This window comes from Nostoc sp. (assembly GCF_036917535.1).
Classification (GTDB): domain Bacteria; phylum Cyanobacteriota; class Cyanobacteriia; order Cyanobacteriales; family Nostocaceae; genus Nostoc.
Genome location: NZ_JBALDA010000111.1, coordinates 34,886 through 52,588, shown reverse-complemented (window position 1 = coordinate 52,588; position 17,703 = coordinate 34,886). Strand labels below are relative to the sequence as shown.

The window sequence follows — 17,703 nt, the reverse complement described above, 5'->3', positions numbered from 1 at the left end:
TTTTAGTAACTTATCTACAGATAGATTTTTGCCGAGTTCTAAAAGTCTCTTTTGCCAGAGGTGAATTTGTTAGTTATCTGATATGCAGAGTAAAATTTAGCTCGAACATCAAAATAAATGACACTATTTTGCTAATTTAAAATACTAAATATAAACACCAGCTAATTCATAACAAAAATTATGGAATAATATCTGGTTAATGATAGAAATAAACCGAAAATATTGGCTATAGATTGATATTTTCGAGTAACAAGACAGCAGGTAATAGCTGCCCCTTGTTAAAATCAGGCTAACAAATCGAATTCTCAAGAGCCTCAGCCATTGACGAAAGCTCGTTTAACATCACGATTAGCAAGATACTCTCGCCTTAGCGTCAGATAAGAATGCATTCCGCAGTTTGGGATACCAGCCGTCATCATCCTTATGTAGGATAGAAAACCAGCGTCCGCAATTCAATACTTTCTCTAGCTGGGGCATCTGGTGGGCTTGTTGGGTCATCAAACCCAGTGTGAGCAGCAAACCTCGCCCGTCCGTCTTTGGCACAGTCAAAGCACTTAAACAATAGTGCCTCCGAGGGTTGCATTTGGGGGAAGTAGAACCATTGATGTGTTGGGTTATAGGTTATTAAGTAGCTTTCACCAACGTAATCGCGGTACACGAGGTCACTAGCTACTAGGTCTGTTGGTGCGATACTAAGAGCGTTGCACACTGCTAATGGTGACTTATAAACTGGAGCGATCGCTCGCCAAATATTAATCAAAGCAAACCTTTGCTGTAGTAATTCATCAATGTTATCTACCCCCCGTGCTGTCAACTCTTTGCGTGCGCGAGTATAGCCAGATTTGGCTGTAAAGTCGTTATGTACATGCTTAATAGGCTCACTGATCCCGCTTTCACCGTTCTGCGAGCGTTGAGCGTTACGGAGAGTGTGATCGAATATCACCACCCCAGTGGCACCTGTTACCTCTTTCAAGAGTTGCTCGGCTTCAGGATAATAGACACCAAGGATCTCATCTTCGTCATAAAAATTACGGACATTGCTATGGGCTACAACAAGTCTAAAGCCTTCTCGATCTAGGGATATGTCTTGCGAAACCGCCCGGATGTTATGGACTGGCATCTTGTGTGTCTCGTACTTCCGGTTGGATGGTGGAATCCCTGGTGGTCTTTTGTAAGTATAGATGACAGGTTTTTCTGCCATTGGCGTAAAGTAAGTCAGTTCTGCCTCAACGTGCGGCAGGTCAAGTAAAAAACGACTGTCTAGGCTCATTTAACATCTTTTTCCAGTATAGTTAGATACTTAAATTTGGGTAATTATAAGCTGTGTGTCCTAACCAGACAGTCATACTCAAGATCGAATGATTGGGATAGTTGACACAATATATATCTTAGCTTATCATTCAACCATATGGTTGAATCAAATGTTGCTCTTGATATGATTTTTGGTGCTCTCACCGATGCAACACGGAGAGATATTCTTAAGCGTGTATCGAAAAGGGGACACACGATCAGCGAATTAGCAAAATCATATGCTATGTCTTTGGCAGCGGTTGCCAAGCACGTCAGTGTGCTTGAGAAAGCAGGACTCGTTACTAAATGTCGAAGTGGTAAGGAGAAAGTTATTCATATTACACCAAAGACTATCAAAGTAGCCGCAGCACATCTGAGTGAGTATGAAAAAGTATGGGGTACCCGCTTCGATGCTTTAGAAAAATTATTAGAAGAAAATTGACAAGTAGGAGTCTTACTGTATGGCACATCTCAAAGTAACAGTCCCAGAGAATTCACAAAATATCTTGGGTACCGTCACAATCAATGCTCCGTTAGAAAAGGTATTCGAGGCGTATATCAAAGAGGAACTCTTCACTAAATGGTGGTGTCGTGGTAATCCAATGAAAGTGTATCACTTTGATTGTAAAGACGGCGGCAGCTGGCATATTGCCGAGCAATCAGAAGACGGTAATGAGTATGAATTTACTGGCTGTTTTCACGAAGTAGCTAAAGATAGACGGCTGGTGCAGACATTTGAATTCTTAGGTATGCCGGAACGTGGACACGTCATGCTGGAAAAAATCGAGTTTGTCGCGATTGACGAGCATACAACTGAGATTCGTACACACAGCACTGCAATGAACCAACAAGACCGTGACGGCATGGTTGCAAGTGGAATGGAAAGCGGCTGGCGACAGTCAATTGAAGCCCTTGGCAAGCTTTTAGAATCAGACAATTAAGTAAATTCAGTAGCTCGAAAACTTTTATAAGTTGACAAAATCATCAGGGTTTGGGCCGTCGTTGTTGGGGCTTTCCATTATGACCACAAGCGTAGACGCGATCCAGAAATCTGTTGGTCTGCCGCCAATAGGCTTGATTTGGAATTTGCGACATGACCCCAGGCTGACTGTTCTTTTTCAGAATTCTAGAAACATTGCAACCATGCTGCTATGCAAGTTTTTTGAGTTGTGTAAACAGAATATAGTATGCTAATAACAAGCAACTAACCACAATACTTGGCTTTTTAGTCAAGCGAACGCTCATTTTCCCAGCGTTCGCTTTTAATTTTTCACCATTACCCGTGGTTTCTTGGTAGCAAAAGCCCCTGCTTGCCTGAGTCAGTAGTCGGGTTTGGGTGAGCGAAAAACTCCTCAATCGCTTTGGTCAATCCATTTGCAACAATAATGACTGGCAATGTTTACAGCTTGTTTTCTCAACGACTGGATAAAATGCTTCCTTCAAAGCAGGCATGAGAGGTTTTGAGAAATCGCGATGTTTAGCCAAACAAAGACGCTGGGTGGTCGCTTGTCTGTTTTTGATGCTCAAGTGCTGTCGGCTGAGTAGAAAGAGCTTTACGATTTAATCTGGGTCAAAAATCGGCTTGATTTCGACTTGAGGCGATTATAATTTTAGTCTGGTACAACTAGTTATTTATCATTGGTGAGTTTCAAAGTCCGACGGAACTCACTTGGTGTTGTGCCTGTCCAACGTTTAAATGCCCGATAGAAAGCACTAGCTTCCGAAAAACCCAAGAGAAATGCCACTTCAGACACAGCCATCTGTTGTTCTTGAAGATAATAAATTGAGAGCGATTGCCGCGTCTCATCGAGAAGTTCTTGATAAGAAGTGCCAGCTTCCTTAAGCTTGCGCTGGAGGGTGCGGGAAACAAATCCCAAGCGTTTGGCGATCGTTTCAACTTCCAGATTGCCTCCACGTAGTTGTATACTGATTTCCCGACGAACGCCATCGATAAAACTTCCTGATTGAGGCAACTTCGCCAGTAAATCCTCAATGTAGCGGTCTAGCACTCTTCCGAGACCTGGATCTGATTTCAAAAGCGGTGAAGAGAGAAAAGTAGAATCAAAAACAATTTCATTAATGGGTTGAGCAAACTCTACGGGAGCGCGAAATAATCGATGATAGGCAGAAATCTCTTCAGGTAAGCTGTGCTGGAACCCCACTTTGAGGGGCACAAAATCTACTCCTGTTATTCTGCGAATCAGCAAGAAGAGACCTGCTACAACCTAATCACAGGCAGCACGGTGTAAAGGGATTCGTTGATGGAGACACTGCGATCGTTGAACTTTACACCCAAGCGACTGCGAAGAGTGGTGTTCAGTTCAATAACGAATACTGTTGGATCTGCCAATTTTGCGATGAGCAGATTGTCGAAGTCCGTGCTTACTTAGACTCAGCCTTGGTCACTAAGGTCATCGAAGCAGGAACAACCGACGTTAGATGACATAGTCGATTAAATCATTGGAGAACTGCGTGAACAGACTCGCGATCGCCATCTCCAATATCTCAAAGAAAACGCCGCCAAAATGCACATTGGTGGGCCATTCAAGAACGCAGAGGGCGGCATCGTTGGCACACTGACGATCATCAACGTCGCGAATGCTGCTGAGGCGCGTACTTTCATCAACAACGAACTGTTTCACAAAGCTGGGGTGTTTGAGTCGGTGCGTGTGCGTCGCTGGCAACAGATGCAGCCAGAAGTGGTTCCAGGGGCAAAGGAAAGTACTGCTCAGGAAGCACGACTTCAGTTAAAGGAGGACGGATTTTGAACAAGGCACTGGTTGTGCAGTTACGACTGAAAGAATTGATTGTACGACCGTGAATGTAGTAACGAGTCGCAACAATAGTTTATGCTCCCAGCATAAAGCGTTCCACCGTTAACCTTTCTTTACGCTAAACGAGGTACCAACAATATGACCGAAAATTCCGACTTTGGCACGTTTGGTCGATTTGAGGAGACTCCCGTTGATCAGATGCCTGCCGACATGAAAGCAGCGTATGACTTCACGATGAAACTGCGGGGTCTCGTGCCTGGTCCTCACAAGATTTGGTTGGCAAACCCGAAACTGTCTCAAACGATCGTGCCCACGGGTGCTTACTATCAGACCCAATCAACCCTGACAAAGGCTGAAATCGAGATTGTTACCAATCTCATCAACGGTCACTGGTCAGCTGCTTATTCCAACTATGAACACGAGACGATCGCAGAAAAAATCGGCGGTCTGCCATCAAAGAAGGTGGAAGCAATCATTGCCGGACTGCCGACCTCATTTGACGATCCTCGGCAGCAAGTAGTGTATGAACTAGTGTCAGCTTTGATCGCTTCGCACGTAGTCCCAAAAGGTCTCTACCGACGCGCGAAGCAATTGTTGGGGGATGCTGGCATCGTTGATGTGACTGTCCTTCTTAGCTGGTTCACTGGCGTTTCGCTGACGCTCATGGCTTTCGACGTTCCCTCCAACGCCGTTGGACTGAAGCAATAACAGAAACAATCAACCCATGCTTGCGGCACGGGTTGATCATAGAAGAGGAAAAATCGCGATGTCTAATCAAACTGAAACGTTGGGCGGTCGCCTGCCCCTTTTAGATCCTCAAATGCTGTCGGCTGAGCAGAAAGGGCTTTACGATCGCATGAATCAGACAGCCGTTCCGTGGGCGGACAGCGCTCATTTTCAGAGCAAAACTAAAGATGGCAGACTAATCGGTCCGTTCAACCCGGTGCTTTTCAGCCCCCGTCTTACCTCGGCTTTTTTGGAGCTACAAGCCATTGAAGAGAAACATACCTCACTGAGCGATCAAGTCCGCCAAGTACTGATCCTAAGCGTGGGTGCTGTGTGGAAGTCGGAGTACGAGCTTTACGCGCATTCGGCTGTGGCTCGAAAAGCGGGTCTTTCGGAGGAGTCTATACGATCGCTGGTGAGCGGCGGGTTGCCCAATGACCTAAGCGACCAGGAGAAGATTGCCCAACGTTTTGCACTACAACTTTCCACTGAACACTGCGTCGATGATGCGCTTTACCGGGAAGCAGAGCGCACCTTCGGGCAGCAAGGGTTAGTCGATGCCATTACGCTCATTGGAATCTATCACAGCGTGTGCGCGTTGCTCAATGCGTTTGAAATTCCGGCTCCGCAAGCACAGGTCTAACTGTTTGTCAACCATTACCTGAAAACCACCATGTCCTCTCAAACCGCATCGCAAGCTAAACTCACGACGATCGCTTGTTTTCCAAAGCATTATTTCCTTGAAAACCTGGCAATCCGCAGTAATGGCTCTATTCTTGTCACCGCAATGAATCAAAAGGAGCTTTGGTACATTCCGCCCACAACTGTGGACGTGCCGATCAATCCAATCCTGATACACACCTTCGCGCTCCCCGCGTTGAGCCTCGTAGAGGTCGAGCCAGATATTTTCTATATTTGCATCTCAGATGTGTACAAAACCCACAAATCGAACCTGCAACGCTTTGATTTGCGCGGTTGGACTCCTGGCAGTCCGCTCAACCCGGAAATTCTTCTGGAATTTCCCGATCCCGTGCGTGCGCTCAACGGCAGTTGCTTGATCGCGCCGATTGTCATGATCATCGCAGACTCGGTTGCAGGCTTGTTTTGGCGAGTCGATCTCCCCACAGATGGAAGCGAACTTACAGCCCGCGTCTGGCTCAAGCATGACAGTATGGCATTCAATCCCAACAGTCCGCTCAAACCGCCTCAACCGGGAGTTAACGGAGTGCGGTATGCGTCGAGGAGCCATTATTTCTACTACACCACAACCGCTCAAAAGCTCTTCATGCGCGTGCGTGTCGATCCTGATACGCACGAACCTGCTGCCGAACCGGAACACGTCGCCAACGGCAGAATGTTCGATGACTTTTGCATCGACGAAGACGCTGGCATTGCGTACATCACGACGCACCGAGAAAACACCATTGATCGCGTGTCTTTAGAGCCGAGCGAGAACCGCGGGGTGAGGCACAGCGTCGCAGGTGACCCTCTCACCGAGCAGTTGCTCGGACCGTCTAGCGGTGTTTGGGGACGGATGACGGGGGAGTATGGTCGGGTGGCTTATTTTACGACCGACGGTGGTACTACCTCACCGCCGCCTGATGGGATTGTCCGAACTGCGAAAGTTTTACGAGTGGAGTTCTAAAGGCTGCGATCAAATTTCAGTTGCAATTATCTAGCACTACACAAAGGAGTACACAATGACTGACTTGGCGTCTGAACAGGCGCCGCTTTGTTGCGTCTGTATATACAGAGAGACTTTGACATCGTTTAGCCTCGTGTATTGATATATCTGGGTTTCAAGCATTTTTGAGCCTTTGGTGTATTTCCCTTGCCCTACATGGGTTTGAGGCTTGTTTTTGCCTCAAAAATGTCTAAGTCCCGATAGCTGGCATTTCTCTAGGAGGGATCGCCAGCCTTTTTAAGCTGGCACAGACTATTGATTACTGGAAACCCTTAATTTTTATATTTTTTTGATGAATTTATACTAGTAATTTTTGAAAGAATATAGTATTAATTAAGACTAAATAATTATTAGTACAGCATGGCGGAAATAAACATACCCCTTTGGGTGACGCTCTCTATGAGACGCTGCGCGTAGCTTGCTTCTCTGTAAGAGTACGCAGGCTCGCTAACGGCAGTTCCTCATGGGGGGAACCCCCTCTTCTGCGGACTGCCTCACCATTTCAAATGGCGCAAAAGCGCAAAGATAAGAGTTTTAAACACTTGATTTTGGAATTTCATACTTCAAATCAGCAATGCTAAAAACTCTTTTTCCTATACCCTTATACCCATTTTCAAGAGAAATGAGCAATTTTCATCAATATGGAAAAGGAAATGCGACTCATAACAGCGAGAATCAGCAATACGCCTCCTTAGTAGAACAACTTGATTTGATGATTCGGGCACGGTATCCCTTAGTGTATGTGATTTCTGTTGAAGAAGAACCTGTAGAAGAAGTGCTGCTGCAAGTTGCATCACGTTCTGTGCCCAAACGACAGCTTTTATTTTGGGATATTGTCCGGGGTTGGAGTGATAATGGTGCAGATAAAGGTTCGGTGATGGCCGCGTTAGGGCGAATTGGCAAAGCTGATGCCCTAACACCTGCAATGTTTGTACTGCGGGATTTGCATCCATTTGTGAAAAATCCGACTATGGAGAAGAATGCCCCAATTGTGCGGGAGTTGCGAAACTTGACACGGGAGTTGAAGCGATCGCGTAAAACCATCATTACTACCAGCCATACTCTAGAACTTCCCGACGAGTTACTGCAAGAGGTAACAGTTGTTGATTTTCCCTTACCTAGCATTGGTGAAATCGATTATTTAATTCGACCTCAGCCAAGACAATTGCCCATGAATGGCGTTTACCTCTACTAAGATTAGATTCCGGGCGTTTATTTGGTGGGATTGTTGGTGAAAGCGAAAGCCGCGTCCGCCAAATGATTCAATTAACCGAAGCAATGGCACCCTGCGTTTTGTGGATTGATGAAATCGATAAAGCCTTTGGCAATATTACCAGTAGCATTGATGGGGATTCGGGGACATCGCGCCGCGTGTTTGGCAGTTTGATTACCTGGATGCAAGAGAAAACCGCGAGTGTGTTTATTGTCGCCACAGCAAATAATGTCAAAATATTACCAGCCGAATTGTTGCGGAAAGGGAGATTTGATGAAATTTTCTTTTTGAATCTACCTACAGAAGCCGAACGCCAAGAGATTTTTAAAGTTCATTTGCAACGGTTACGCCCCAATCAGCTGCGAGAATTTAACTTAACTTTATTAGCTAAACAGAGTCTCAATTTTAGCGGTGCGGAAATTGAGCAGGTAATAGTTGATGCGATGCACCAAGCATTTTCTACAAGAGTTGAGGGACAGCGCCGAGACTTTAATACAGAGGATATTTTACAGGCTATAGCGCAGACAGTGCCCTTAGCTGCGATCGCACATGAACAAATTGAAGCATTAAAGCAATGGGCAGCAGAAGCTGGTGCAAGAACCGCCTCCAATGATGTGTTGTTGGTAGAGGAATTAAAACAATACTCAACCGAACAAGGAATAGGCCCTTTAGAAGTCGATTAAAATAGAAAAACTATGTGTTTCCTGCGCCTCATTTTTTAATCCAAAATCCCAAATCTCAAATCCAAAATTGGTATTATGTCTCATTTCACAACTATCAAAGTCCAAATCAAACGCGGTGAAATTCTGCATCAAGTGTTGCAAGAATTAAACTATCAAGTTGAATGCAACACGAATGTACGCGGATATCGAGGCGATACGACTCAAGCTGAGTATGTAATTCGCCAGAAGAATGGTTATGATTTAGGTTTTCGCCGCAGTGGTGAAAATTACGAAATAGTTGCAGACTTTTGGGGAGCAAAAATTAATCAGCAGCAATTTGTTAACTCCATCAGCCAAAAATATGCTCATAATACCTTGATGGTAACGGTGCAAGAACAAGGCTTTAATGTGGAGGACGAAGAAGTTTTAGAAGATGGAACTGTGCGGGTAGTTGTAGGGCGTTGGGTTTGACATTTTCCCGCAGCTATACCGCGCAAGCGGTATAGCTGGGAACTCCAAGAATTTAATTTACTCTGGTATACCCCAAATTTTAATAGTTGTATCGATACTCCCGCTAACAACTGTTTTTGCATCAGGACTAACAGCTATGCAAGTAACACTAGCTGAATGTCCTTCTCAATCGTGATTTTTTTCACCTGTAAGCAAATTCCAAATTTTAATAATGTCATTATTTAAACTTCCAAAGAAAACTTCACCATCCTTGCTAACAGATATTAAGCGAATCTTATTATCTGCTTCCAGAGTAAGTGTATAAATTTTCTCTCTTTTTTCTATATCCCAAACATCAACTTGATTTTCTTCTCCAGCAATAGCAATTGTTCCATCTGGACTGAAAGCAAGTGCGTAAGGGCATGATAAACCTTCGCTTAATGTGTAAATTAATTGGTTTGTTTGAAGATTCCATAATTTGATAGTTTTATCATGGCTTCCACTAGCGATAGTTTTTCCATCGGGACTAAATGCTATTTCATATACAGAAGGAGAAGATTATTTGAGTTTGGCGATCCCTCCCCTATCAACTAACATTTTTCCCGTTAGTAAATCCTTTACTGTTACTACCAATACCCGTTGTTCATTCACTTCAAATTGTGCCTGTATTCGGTCTACTCCTGGTTGTCCAGGCGGTTCGATATGAGCGACACATACTTGTTGATGATCAGTTTCCAAAGAGCGATAACTATCTTGTTTTACTAATTGGCTGCTCGTCATGCTTCCTTGAGCATCGTAATAAACTTCCGCTTGGGAAACTTCTGTTACTTCCCCAATATCAAGGCGAATTTCTCGCTGTCCCTCTGTGGCAACTTGCAGAATTAAAGCTTCAGAACGCGCCCCTGGATACTTTGCCCCTTTTTCGATCAAAGTTAAATAAGAATAACTTTTGCTGTGGGGTTCCCAAAGACGAATAGCATAACTGTGACGCAGATAATCATCAACTGCTGCCATTTCACTTAAAGCTAATGCGCCATGTGCGACAGCTTCAAAGGGTTTATCTAACTTTACCTTTTGTCGTCCAAAATAGGAAATCACCAGTTGTTGTACGGCAGGAATTTGACAAGTACCACCTACTAATAATACTTGTTCAATTGTAGATCTGCTGATACCTTTAGAAAGAGCGATCGCTAATACTTCATCTATCGTCTGTCTTAACTGTTCTAATAATTGTTGATTTTCTAAAATTTCGCCTAACTCGTCCCGATGCAATTGCAATTCATGGGACATAAAATTTTCATCGTCAAACCAAGCTTCTTTGGCTTCATCTGTTATCGAAAGTTGGATTTTTACCCTTTCTGCTACTTCCAGCAGATTCATAAAACCGATTTCTCCAACTTCAGCACGGGAGGAAGCGATTTTTTGCAGATAATGTTCAACAATCCATGTGTCAATATCTACGCCGCCAATAAAAGCATCGGATTTGGCGATAACTTCGGCACGCACTACTTGCTGTTCAGATTCAGCGCTGACAGTTCGTACTAAACTTAAATCTAGAGTACCGCCGCCAAAATCAACCACCAAAACTACAGCACCAGGATGCTTGACAGCATAACCAAGGGCTGCTGCGGTAGATTCATCGACAATTTGCACTGCGGGAATATTTAACTTGTTGCCTAAGTTGCGGAACCAGTCAAGATATCGCTCAAATGCACCGACGGGAACTGTGAAAATAACGCTACTAGGTTGTAATTGCTGTTCAACCTGTTGCCAAATTTCCAACAGAAACAGTTCTGAAACCACCTCAGCGCTGTAACTATTACCATCCAACTGTCGCAAAGGTGGGACAAAATCCGCTGCTAAATCGCGTTTGAAAGCTCTAAAACAGCGTTCCGGCTGGGCAAACCCCAAGCGTTTGGCGCGTACAGATTCACCAAAAAAGATGCGATCGCGCCCTTCCACAAATACTAAACTGGGTACAACGCTTACCTGTTCTGCCCCAATTTCAAAGCGGCGCGACATCAAGTCAAATCTCAATGTCCGTGGTTTTTGTGTAATCAAATCGGTAGTACAAACAACAGTGTTGCTCGTACCAAAATCAATTATTACTGTTGTCATTGGTCATTTATCATTGGGTATGGGAAATTGGGCATGGGGCATTGGGCATTAGTCAAAAGAAGTATTTCTGATCTTTTCTATCCCTCACTCCTCTCACTTCCCGCCTCCCGGTAAGGTGCGACTAACTTTCGCAGGGACAAGAATTCGTCCTTGATGCTGATAACCGACAAATCGGATGTAAACTAACTCATCTTCAGTAATATCAGCAGCGTCTGGTTGATGAATTTGAGGATTGTAAGGTACTTGTTCCCAAGGTTTGCCTATCTGTTCGTAACCCCATTTATAGAGGAGGTTATCTAAAGAGGTAAACATCGAAAGTAGATTTTTCGCAGGCAATTCTGGTTTAACGCGCACCATCTGATGGATGCTGGGATAGTTTGTTAACAATGTCTGCAATTGCTTAAATGTCGAAGAACGTATTTCGTCTGTCAGTTCAAGACGCTGCTGCTGCAATTCTTCATGCAGTCGTAAGCCTTCCTGATGCAATGCTGCTTTTTCCAAAACAAGCTGGTGTAAGTTTTGCTCTAAATCTAAATAATTTTGACGAGTTGCTTTTAGTTCCTCCTCTAGCAATTCAATTTGCGTAGACGCCAAGCGGCTTGTCGTTAGACATCGCGCTAGCTCTAACTTGTTAGTTTCCAAGTCTGCTTTGCAGGCGATCGCCGCGTTAATTACTGGAATAATCAAAAGTAACGCCAAAAATCCGATTGCGATCATCAAAACACTTTCCAGAGAAAACATTCCGGTTCCCTGGATGTCTGATATGATGTCTGCGAGCATCTATATCTCTCCTATTGTTGTTTGAGAGACTGTTGTTCTGTTCCTGTCACGTTTTCTTGCCCCTCGTAATAATCAGGAAGCAGTTCTTGAGTTTCTACGTCTCCCAAAGCATCTTCAATTCCAGATGTTGTGCTAGTACAACTTGCACCAGAAGCACCAATCACTGTTTCCGTAATTTTCCCATCTTTGCCAATGCGATATTCAACTTTTTGATACTCTGCCATAAATAAAATATTTATATTTTTAAGGTTTTAAAGCAATACGCAGTTATTCCGTTGTATCACTTTTGCCAGCGAACCGCAATTACCAAATAAGGGCGTTAGAGCTTTTGCTAATATACCAAAACAAATGTACTATATCGAATAAGATTGCACAAGCATGAAAGAAACCGAGTCAAAGTATAAATGTATTATTTACTACTATAATCACGTAAAAGAGGCGCTACTTTAGCAAGCTGGTAATTAAATTAGAACAGAGTTTTTGGGAACCCTAACTGAGACTTGAAAAATAAATCAACATGACTAACAATCAAAATCAACCCAGAGATTATGATGCAGTTTTAGGAGGACAATCGCCGCTTCCTATAGATGGACTTGTTCTCGGAGGAATTGAGAGTATTAAACGCTGTTTATCAAATCCTGTGGCTAATGTGCGAATTGCTGCACTCAGCGAAGCCTTAAAATATGGTGATGCAGGCTTGGATGTCTTGATTCAAGCATTACAAGATAAATCGAGGTTAGTGCAGCGTTTTGCTTATCGAGTATTGAAGCAAAGAACAGAACCGCAAGTTTTACAAGCTTTGCAGATATATAAACCTTGGAACTTGGAAGAAAGATTGAACGAATATCAAGGGTATGCCGTTACTCAATTTGCTAATCAGCAAGTTGTAGAGTTTGATCAAAATATAGGTATTGCCGAACCTGTTAACAATGCTTACGCTCTTAGATGTAGATATGATGATAATGAGCAGAATTTATGGAGTCAACTGAGTAGACTTCTGCAAGAATCCAACGCTAACAAATTAGAAGCTTTAGTCTTTGGTTTGTGGCCGGAAGCTTATGAAAGGGATTCAAGTAGTATTGTCGAAGCTTTAGTTAATGCCAAAAAATATTTAATTAATCTCAAAGCTGTTTTTATTGGTGATATCGAACCTAGTGAATGCGAAATTTCTTGGATCCAACAAAGTGGTATAAGTCCGATTTTGCAAGCTTATCCCAAACTCGAAATTTTACAAGTTCGTGGTGGGGAAGGTTTACATTTTAGTCCACCAGTCCGGCACAATCATCTGAAAGCATTAATTGTGGAAACTGGAGGATTAAGTCGAGATGCTGTCGCCCACATTTGTAATATGAATCTGCCAGCATTAGAACATTTAGAATTATGGTTCGGCAGTGAAGATTACGGCGGAGACTGTTGGGTTGAAGATATACATTCGATTCTTTTTGAAGATAAGTTTCCCAACTTAACTTATTTAGGGTTACGCAATAGCCAATTTACCGATGAAATAGTCAATGCTATTGTATCTTCTCCAATTATGAATTGTATTAACGTACTTGACCTTTCAATGGGAACGTTGAGTGATGCGGGTGCTGAGGAATTGCTAAATTGTCAAGCTATCAATTATCTTGACATTCTCAATGTTTCAGAAAGCTTTTTGTCTCAGGAAATAATTGAGAAATTATCTAGTTTGGATGTGCATGTTTTGGCAAATCAGCAGAAAGAGGAAAATGATGATAGCTATATTCACAGTCGCTATTGTTCTGTTGCCGAGTAATTGAACGCTAGGTGTACCGTATTTAATTTTAAATATGAATCTAATCAATTTAGGAAATCTTAGATGAATAATAATCAAAATCAACCCGGAGAATTTGACGTAGTACTTGGTGGAGAAGCACAAAGTCAAAATTACGCTGTAGTTTTAGGAGGATTTGAAGGAGTTAAAAATCGTTTAAATAGCGAAGATGATGAAGTCATAATTACAGCACTTGAAGATGCACTTAAATATGGTGACGCAGGAGTAGATTTGATTATTGAAGCCTTATATAACTCTTCAGAAGCAATACATGACTGTGCTGTTTATTTACTACACAAAGCAGGTATTAAAGGAAAGCAAGGATTACTATATTATAATCCTTGGTTAGTTTTTACTATATTTAAAAATTGGGAAGATAGTTATGACAAGAGAATACATGACACGATAGGAATTGCCTATACAGCAAGGGATAAAAATAATTTATTATGTTTGCTGCAAAACTCAAAAGCTAAGTCTATAGAAGCAATAAAATGCGAAATGTATTATAAAAATCCAGACACTAAAACCGCTTTTAAAGATTTCATTAACACACTGGTTAATAGTCGTGAATTACTGATAAGCTTAAAAGCATTATTAATTGGAGATTGTTGCGATTTAATAAATATAAAATATAAAAAATCAAATATTAAAGTATGTAGTATTCATCCTCTGCTGAAAGCCTATCCTAACTTAGAATTACTCCACATCCGGGGTCGAATGCTTGAGGAAGATATTCTAAAACCTGAACTAAAGATAGTACAAGTCCGGAATAATCAAAATAATTTCAATGTTCCTATTAAACCGTTAAAACATGAGAGGTTAAAAACTTTGATTGTTGATGCTGATGGTATATCTAATGATAATCTTATAAAAGTTTGTCAATTATATTTACCTTCTCTAGAGTACTTTGAGTTATGGCTAAGTAGAAGCGATTTAAGCAACATTAACCTCGATAGTTTAGTCCCTGTGCTTTCGGGTCAGTCGTTCCCTAATCTAGCGTACTTAGCCATAAGAAAATGTGGGAACATGAGTGAAATTGCTCAGGCTATAGTTAACTCTCCAATTATAAATAACTTGAAAGTACTTGAGTTAACAGATGGAAATATAAGTAATGGGGATGTTTTATTAAATTCTCCAGCAGTTAATCGTCTACATACCCTTAATATCTCTGCAAATCGTTTACATAAAAATACAATTGAGCAATTTTCTGAGTTGAAATGTCGAGTAATTACAGATTCTCAGTTTAGCGATCGCTATTACTCAGTCTGGGAATAGACTAAAGCCAAAATCACCATTTGTCAATCTATCAAAGTAGCGAATATAACAATAGAGACAATATACAACCCAAGATGAACAATAATCCAAATCAACCAAGAGTTTATGATGCAGTACTTGGTGGAAAAATACCTCCTCCATTAAGCGGTGTAGTTTTGGGAGGACTTGAAGGAGTACAAAATCGATTGCAAAGTTCGGTGGTTGAAGCGCAGGTTTCGGCGCTGTCTGAGGCTTTGAATTACAGTGATGTAGGTTTGGAGATAGTAATTCAAGCCCTACATAATCAGTCAGGACAGGTGAGATTATCAGCTTATAATATTTTGCGATCGCGCCCGACAAACCATCCTAAATTTACACATTTTTTACAAAATTCAGAAAATCTAAGATGAATAATAATTCAGATAAACCTAGAGAATTTGACGTAGTACTTGGTAGAGAAACATATCCTGATAGTCGTGTGATATTAGGAGGAATTGCAGGAGTTAAGAATCGGTTAAAAAGTGGAATTTTTGAAGTACAGGTTGCTACACTTGCTGATGCATTAAATTATGGAGATATAGGTTTAAATTTGGTGATTGATGCCTTGCAAGATTATTCACATAAGATTCACCAAATTGCAGTTGAACTATTGCAAGAAACAGAAGGTAAAGGTAAGCAAGCACTTTTCGGCTGTGAACCTTGGTTATTTTTTACAACTTTAAAAGATTGGACATCGGAAAATTTTAATCCGAAATTTGGTATCATCAATCCAGAAGAGACAGCCTACATAGTAAATACTGAACAATTAAAGTTACTACTACAAGACCCACAAGTTAGTCAAATTGAAGCTTTAATTTGTCATTTATCTCGGTACAACTGTTATTACGAAGTTAGCCAAGATTTTTATAGTTACGTTGATACTCTTTTTGAAGCGCGTCAGGAGTTAACTCATCTGAAAGCTTTCTTTATAGGTGATTGTCGAGATAATCACTATAAAAAATCTTATATAGGCGTGGGGGATATAACTTTAATATTAGAAGCTTGTCCTAATCTAGAAGTGCTACATATTCGTGGTTGTTGCAACGAACTAGAATGTGACAAACTACTACATAATAATTTGAAAACTTTAATTATTGAGACAGCAAATATTAGTGATGTAGCCATTTATCGCCTTTGCTCACTCGATTTACCAGCGTTAGAGTACTTTGAATTATGGATGGGTAGAACTTCTGAACATAGCTCTGATGATACTATTGATAGTCTCAGACCAATACTTTTTAGTGAATCATTTCCTAATTTAAAGTATTTAGGTTTGCATAGCGATTATGCTGATGCAATAGCCGATGCGATCGCACAATCTTCCTTCATGGCTGAATCTCCCATTCTTGCAACCCTGGAAGTACTAGATTTATCAATGGGAAATTTAACAGATACAGGTTTGAACGCTTTGATTGAATCAGAAACAATCATTAATTTACATACCCTCAATATTGCTCACAACTATGTATCAGAAGAATTTATTCAGGAGATTAAACAATCATCCTTAATTGATTGTTTATTGATTGCTCATTCTCAAGAAAAAATATATGAAGGATATAGCCCTTCTCGCTATTCTGCGTTACACGAATGAAAAATTTTATATATACAAATTTTTACTTATAAATTAGAAGTAGCCAAAATGAACAATAATTCAAATCAACCGAGACAATTTGACGCAGTACATGGTGGCGAAGCACCTCCTCCTGTTAGTGGTGTGGTATTAGGAGGGATTGAGGGGATAAAAAGTCGCTTGAAAAGTTCAGTTATAGAAGTGCAAGTTGCTGCACTTTCTGAAGCTTTGAATTATGGGGATATGGGTTTAGATTTAGTGATTGATGCTTTAACAAGTTCTGCAAGTAAGATAAGGCATTTTGCAGCGCGGTTATTGAAGCAAAGAGGGGGAGAGAAAGGAAAACAGGCGTTGTTAGATTATGATCCCTACCATGCTTTCAGCACAATGACAGATTGGTTGGTTGAAGAATTTAATTCAAACGTAGGTATTACAAGTCCCGTAAATACAGCTTATAATCTAAATTTACAACTAGACTGGCAGATTTTGAATACCAAAGTTAGATCAATAGTAAAATCTGACTCTGGACTGTCAAGTTTTAGGTCAGAAAGGCAGCGTCTTGATAAAGAAGAGTCTACCAAAAAATTCCAAATATTTCTCAATAGTCCCCAGAGTCACAAAACCCAAGCTTTACACTGTAACTATCCTAGTCACTGTTTTATAGACATTTTTATTGAAGCTAAGAATCAACTTAGCAACCTTAAAGCATTATTTTGGGGCGATCCTCAAAATGATCCTTACAAAGATAGGTCTAAGCATAAATTAACCAGGAATATGAGCCTCATTCTAGAAGCTTATCCAAATTTGGAGGTTTTTCATATACGTGGTAGAGCTGACGGAGATAACTACGATCCTTTAGGTTCGTGTTTGACATTTACTCCATTGGAACATATGCATTTGAAAACGCTAATTATTGAAACTAAGGTTTTACCAGAATCGACATTTAATGAGATTGTTAATCTTAGTTTACCAAATCTGGAATATTTAGAACTTTGGATAGGAAGGTCTGGATTTGATTCAGTTAACTTAATTCCAATAATTTCTGAACGGTTTCCGAAACTGAAGTATTTAGGTATACGAAGTTGTGAACATGCTAATGAAGTAGCCAAAGCATTAGTAAGTTCTGCTTTAATAAAACGCTTGAAAGTTCTCGACCTTTCAATGGGAGAAATGACAAATGAAGGAGTTGAATATATTTTAAATTGTTCTGCGATGAACCAACTTCACACCCTTAATCTTTCTATGAATTACATTTCAAATACTGAAGTATTAAACCGACTTGTGTGCCATGTTATTGCACAACCTCAAGATAATCAATATGGCGATCGCTATAGTTGTTTATACGAATAAA

At 41.2% G+C, this 17,703-nt stretch carries 19 protein-coding genes and 2 pseudogenes; 13 read left to right on the top strand and 8 right to left on the bottom strand.

Features of this window, described 5'->3' with window-relative positions; genetic code table 11:
• Nucleotides 1-421: 421 nt before the first annotated feature.
• Entirely contained in the window at nucleotides 422-1,270 is an 849-nt protein-coding gene (locus V7K56_RS36155) for a CmcJ/NvfI family oxidoreductase (RefSeq protein ID WP_334918869.1), read from the bottom strand.
• 138 nt (nucleotides 1,271-1,408) lie between these two features.
• Here V7K56_RS36155 and V7K56_RS36150 point away from each other — a divergent pair, with 138 nt between their 5' ends.
• Together V7K56_RS36150 and V7K56_RS36145 are read left to right on the top strand one after the other, a co-directional pair.
• Nucleotides 1,409-1,732 carry an ArsR/SmtB family transcription factor gene (locus V7K56_RS36150; protein ID WP_334918867.1) on the top strand — a complete coding sequence of 108 codons (324 nt, stop codon included), beginning with the start codon at nucleotides 1,409-1,411 and terminating at the stop codon, nucleotides 1,730-1,732.
• A 19-nt stretch (nucleotides 1,733-1,751) separates the two neighbouring features.
• On the top strand, nucleotides 1,752-2,231 hold the full coding sequence (locus V7K56_RS36145; RefSeq protein WP_334918866.1) for an SRPBCC domain-containing protein: 480 nt from the start codon (nucleotides 1,752-1,754) through the stop codon (nucleotides 2,229-2,231).
• Between the two features lie 687 nt (nucleotides 2,232-2,918).
• Here the strand turns inward: V7K56_RS36145 and V7K56_RS36140 are convergent.
• A complete protein-coding gene (locus V7K56_RS36140; RefSeq protein WP_334918864.1) occupies nucleotides 2,919-3,464 on the bottom strand; it encodes a helix-turn-helix domain-containing protein in 546 nt (181 codons plus the stop codon).
• 44 nt (nucleotides 3,465-3,508) lie between these two features.
• Nucleotides 3,509-3,640 carry a hypothetical protein gene (locus V7K56_RS36135; RefSeq protein ID WP_334918862.1) on the bottom strand — a complete coding sequence of 44 codons (132 nt, stop codon included), beginning with the start codon at nucleotides 3,638-3,640 and terminating at the stop codon, nucleotides 3,509-3,511.
• Between the two features lie 175 nt (nucleotides 3,641-3,815).
• Here V7K56_RS36135 and V7K56_RS37445 point away from each other — a divergent pair, with 175 nt between their 5' ends.
• The 6 genes and pseudogenes from V7K56_RS37445 to V7K56_RS36105 all read left to right on the top strand — a co-directional run bounded on the left by V7K56_RS37445 (nucleotide 3,816) and on the right by V7K56_RS36105 (nucleotide 8,820).
• Nucleotides 3,816-4,058 (top strand): YciI family protein, encoded by a 243-nt coding sequence (locus V7K56_RS37445; RefSeq protein WP_442940377.1) that lies wholly within the window; start codon nucleotides 3,816-3,818, stop codon nucleotides 4,056-4,058.
• 144 nt (nucleotides 4,059-4,202) lie between these two features.
• Nucleotides 4,203-4,772 carry a carboxymuconolactone decarboxylase family protein gene (locus tag V7K56_RS36125; RefSeq protein ID WP_334918858.1) on the top strand — a complete coding sequence of 190 codons (570 nt, stop codon included), beginning with the start codon at nucleotides 4,203-4,205 and terminating at the stop codon, nucleotides 4,770-4,772.
• A gap of 58 nt (nucleotides 4,773-4,830) precedes the next feature.
• Nucleotides 4,831-5,433, top strand: coding sequence for a carboxymuconolactone decarboxylase family protein (locus V7K56_RS36120; RefSeq protein ID WP_334918856.1), 603 nt, complete (start codon nucleotides 4,831-4,833; stop codon nucleotides 5,431-5,433).
• A gap of 30 nt (nucleotides 5,434-5,463) precedes the next feature.
• Entirely contained in the window at nucleotides 5,464-6,435 is a 972-nt protein-coding gene (locus V7K56_RS36115) for a hypothetical protein (protein ID WP_334918854.1), read from the top strand.
• A gap of 751 nt (nucleotides 6,436-7,186) precedes the next feature.
• Nucleotides 7,187-8,370: pseudogene (locus tag V7K56_RS36110) on the top strand (AAA family ATPase).
• Between the two features lie 75 nt (nucleotides 8,371-8,445).
• The gene (locus V7K56_RS36105) at nucleotides 8,446-8,820 is read left to right on the top strand and encodes a DUF1257 domain-containing protein (protein ID WP_334918852.1); all 375 of its coding nucleotides are present in this window, start codon (nucleotides 8,446-8,448) and stop codon (nucleotides 8,818-8,820) included.
• 57 nt (nucleotides 8,821-8,877) lie between these two features.
• Here the strand turns inward: V7K56_RS36105 and V7K56_RS37440 are convergent.
• From V7K56_RS37440 to V7K56_RS36090, 5 genes and pseudogenes are all read right to left on the bottom strand, one after another.
• Nucleotides 8,878-8,973, bottom strand: a pseudogene (locus tag V7K56_RS37440) (hypothetical protein); the annotation flags it as partial.
• Nucleotides 8,974-8,985: 12 nt separating this feature from the next.
• Nucleotides 8,986-9,336 (bottom strand): WD40 repeat domain-containing protein, encoded by a 351-nt coding sequence (locus V7K56_RS37435; RefSeq protein ID WP_442940378.1) that lies wholly within the window; start codon nucleotides 9,334-9,336, stop codon nucleotides 8,986-8,988.
• A 21-nt stretch (nucleotides 9,337-9,357) separates the two neighbouring features.
• On the bottom strand, nucleotides 9,358-10,917 hold the full coding sequence (locus tag V7K56_RS36100) for an Hsp70 family protein (protein WP_334918850.1): 1,560 nt from the start codon (nucleotides 10,915-10,917) through the stop codon (nucleotides 9,358-9,360).
• A 93-nt stretch (nucleotides 10,918-11,010) separates the two neighbouring features.
• Nucleotides 11,011-11,697, bottom strand: coding sequence for a hypothetical protein (locus V7K56_RS36095; protein ID WP_334918848.1), 687 nt, complete (start codon nucleotides 11,695-11,697; stop codon nucleotides 11,011-11,013).
• An 11-nt stretch (nucleotides 11,698-11,708) separates the two neighbouring features.
• Complete coding sequence (locus V7K56_RS36090; RefSeq protein ID WP_334918846.1) at nucleotides 11,709-11,921, bottom strand: DUF2997 domain-containing protein; 213 nt, start codon at nucleotides 11,919-11,921, stop codon at nucleotides 11,709-11,711.
• Nucleotides 11,922-12,214: 293 nt separating this feature from the next.
• Here V7K56_RS36090 and V7K56_RS36085 point away from each other — a divergent pair, with 293 nt between their 5' ends.
• From V7K56_RS36085 to V7K56_RS36065, 5 genes are all read left to right on the top strand, one after another.
• Nucleotides 12,215-13,471: an STM4015 family protein gene (locus V7K56_RS36085; protein ID WP_334918844.1), complete on the top strand. Its 1,257-nt coding sequence runs from the start codon at nucleotides 12,215-12,217 to the stop codon at nucleotides 13,469-13,471.
• Nucleotides 13,472-13,534: 63 nt separating this feature from the next.
• Nucleotides 13,535-14,764, top strand: coding sequence for a hypothetical protein (locus V7K56_RS36080; RefSeq protein ID WP_334918842.1), 1,230 nt, complete (start codon nucleotides 13,535-13,537; stop codon nucleotides 14,762-14,764).
• A 74-nt stretch (nucleotides 14,765-14,838) separates the two neighbouring features.
• Nucleotides 14,839-15,153 (top strand): hypothetical protein, encoded by a 315-nt coding sequence (locus V7K56_RS36075; protein WP_334918840.1) that lies wholly within the window; start codon nucleotides 14,839-14,841, stop codon nucleotides 15,151-15,153.
• The gene (locus tag V7K56_RS36070) at nucleotides 15,150-16,373 is read left to right on the top strand and encodes a hypothetical protein (RefSeq protein WP_334918838.1); all 1,224 of its coding nucleotides are present in this window, start codon (nucleotides 15,150-15,152) and stop codon (nucleotides 16,371-16,373) included. The genes V7K56_RS36075 and V7K56_RS36070 overlap by 4 nt, the downstream gene beginning before the upstream one ends.
• A gap of 48 nt (nucleotides 16,374-16,421) precedes the next feature.
• Nucleotides 16,422-17,702, top strand: a complete 1,281-nt coding sequence (locus V7K56_RS36065; protein ID WP_334918836.1) for a hypothetical protein — start codon at nucleotides 16,422-16,424, stop codon at nucleotides 17,700-17,702.
• Nucleotide 17,703 lies beyond the last annotated feature (1 nt).

Bases quoted from the DNA above. Each gene is read 5' to 3' on its own strand.
- V7K56_RS36155 (WP_334918869.1), bottom strand. From the start codon at position 1,270: ATGAGCCTAGACAGTCGTTTTTTACTTGACCTGCCGCACGTTGAGGCA.
- V7K56_RS36150 (WP_334918867.1), top strand. From the start codon at position 1,409: ATGGTTGAATCAAATGTTGCTCTTGATATGATTTTTGGTGCTCTCACC.
- V7K56_RS36145 (WP_334918866.1), top strand. From the start codon at position 1,752: ATGGCACATCTCAAAGTAACAGTCCCAGAGAATTCACAAAATATCTTG.
- V7K56_RS37445 (WP_442940377.1), top strand. From the start codon at position 3,816: ATGCACATTGGTGGGCCATTCAAGAACGCAGAGGGCGGCATCGTTGGC.
- V7K56_RS36125 (WP_334918858.1), top strand. From the start codon at position 4,203: ATGACCGAAAATTCCGACTTTGGCACGTTTGGTCGATTTGAGGAGACT.
- V7K56_RS36120 (WP_334918856.1), top strand. From the start codon at position 4,831: ATGTCTAATCAAACTGAAACGTTGGGCGGTCGCCTGCCCCTTTTAGAT.
- V7K56_RS36115 (WP_334918854.1), top strand. From the start codon at position 5,464: ATGTCCTCTCAAACCGCATCGCAAGCTAAACTCACGACGATCGCTTGT.
- V7K56_RS36105 (WP_334918852.1), top strand. From the start codon at position 8,446: ATGTCTCATTTCACAACTATCAAAGTCCAAATCAAACGCGGTGAAATT.
- V7K56_RS36100 (WP_334918850.1), bottom strand. From the start codon at position 10,917: ATGACAACAGTAATAATTGATTTTGGTACGAGCAACACTGTTGTTTGT.
- V7K56_RS36095 (WP_334918848.1), bottom strand. From the start codon at position 11,697: ATGCTCGCAGACATCATATCAGACATCCAGGGAACCGGAATGTTTTCT.
- V7K56_RS36090 (WP_334918846.1), bottom strand. From the start codon at position 11,921: ATGGCAGAGTATCAAAAAGTTGAATATCGCATTGGCAAAGATGGGAAA.
- V7K56_RS36085 (WP_334918844.1), top strand. From the start codon at position 12,215: ATGACTAACAATCAAAATCAACCCAGAGATTATGATGCAGTTTTAGGA.
- V7K56_RS36080 (WP_334918842.1), top strand. From the start codon at position 13,535: ATGAATAATAATCAAAATCAACCCGGAGAATTTGACGTAGTACTTGGT.
- V7K56_RS36075 (WP_334918840.1), top strand. From the start codon at position 14,839: ATGAACAATAATCCAAATCAACCAAGAGTTTATGATGCAGTACTTGGT.
- V7K56_RS36070 (WP_334918838.1), top strand. From the start codon at position 15,150: ATGAATAATAATTCAGATAAACCTAGAGAATTTGACGTAGTACTTGGT.
- V7K56_RS36065 (WP_334918836.1), top strand. From the start codon at position 16,422: ATGAACAATAATTCAAATCAACCGAGACAATTTGACGCAGTACATGGT.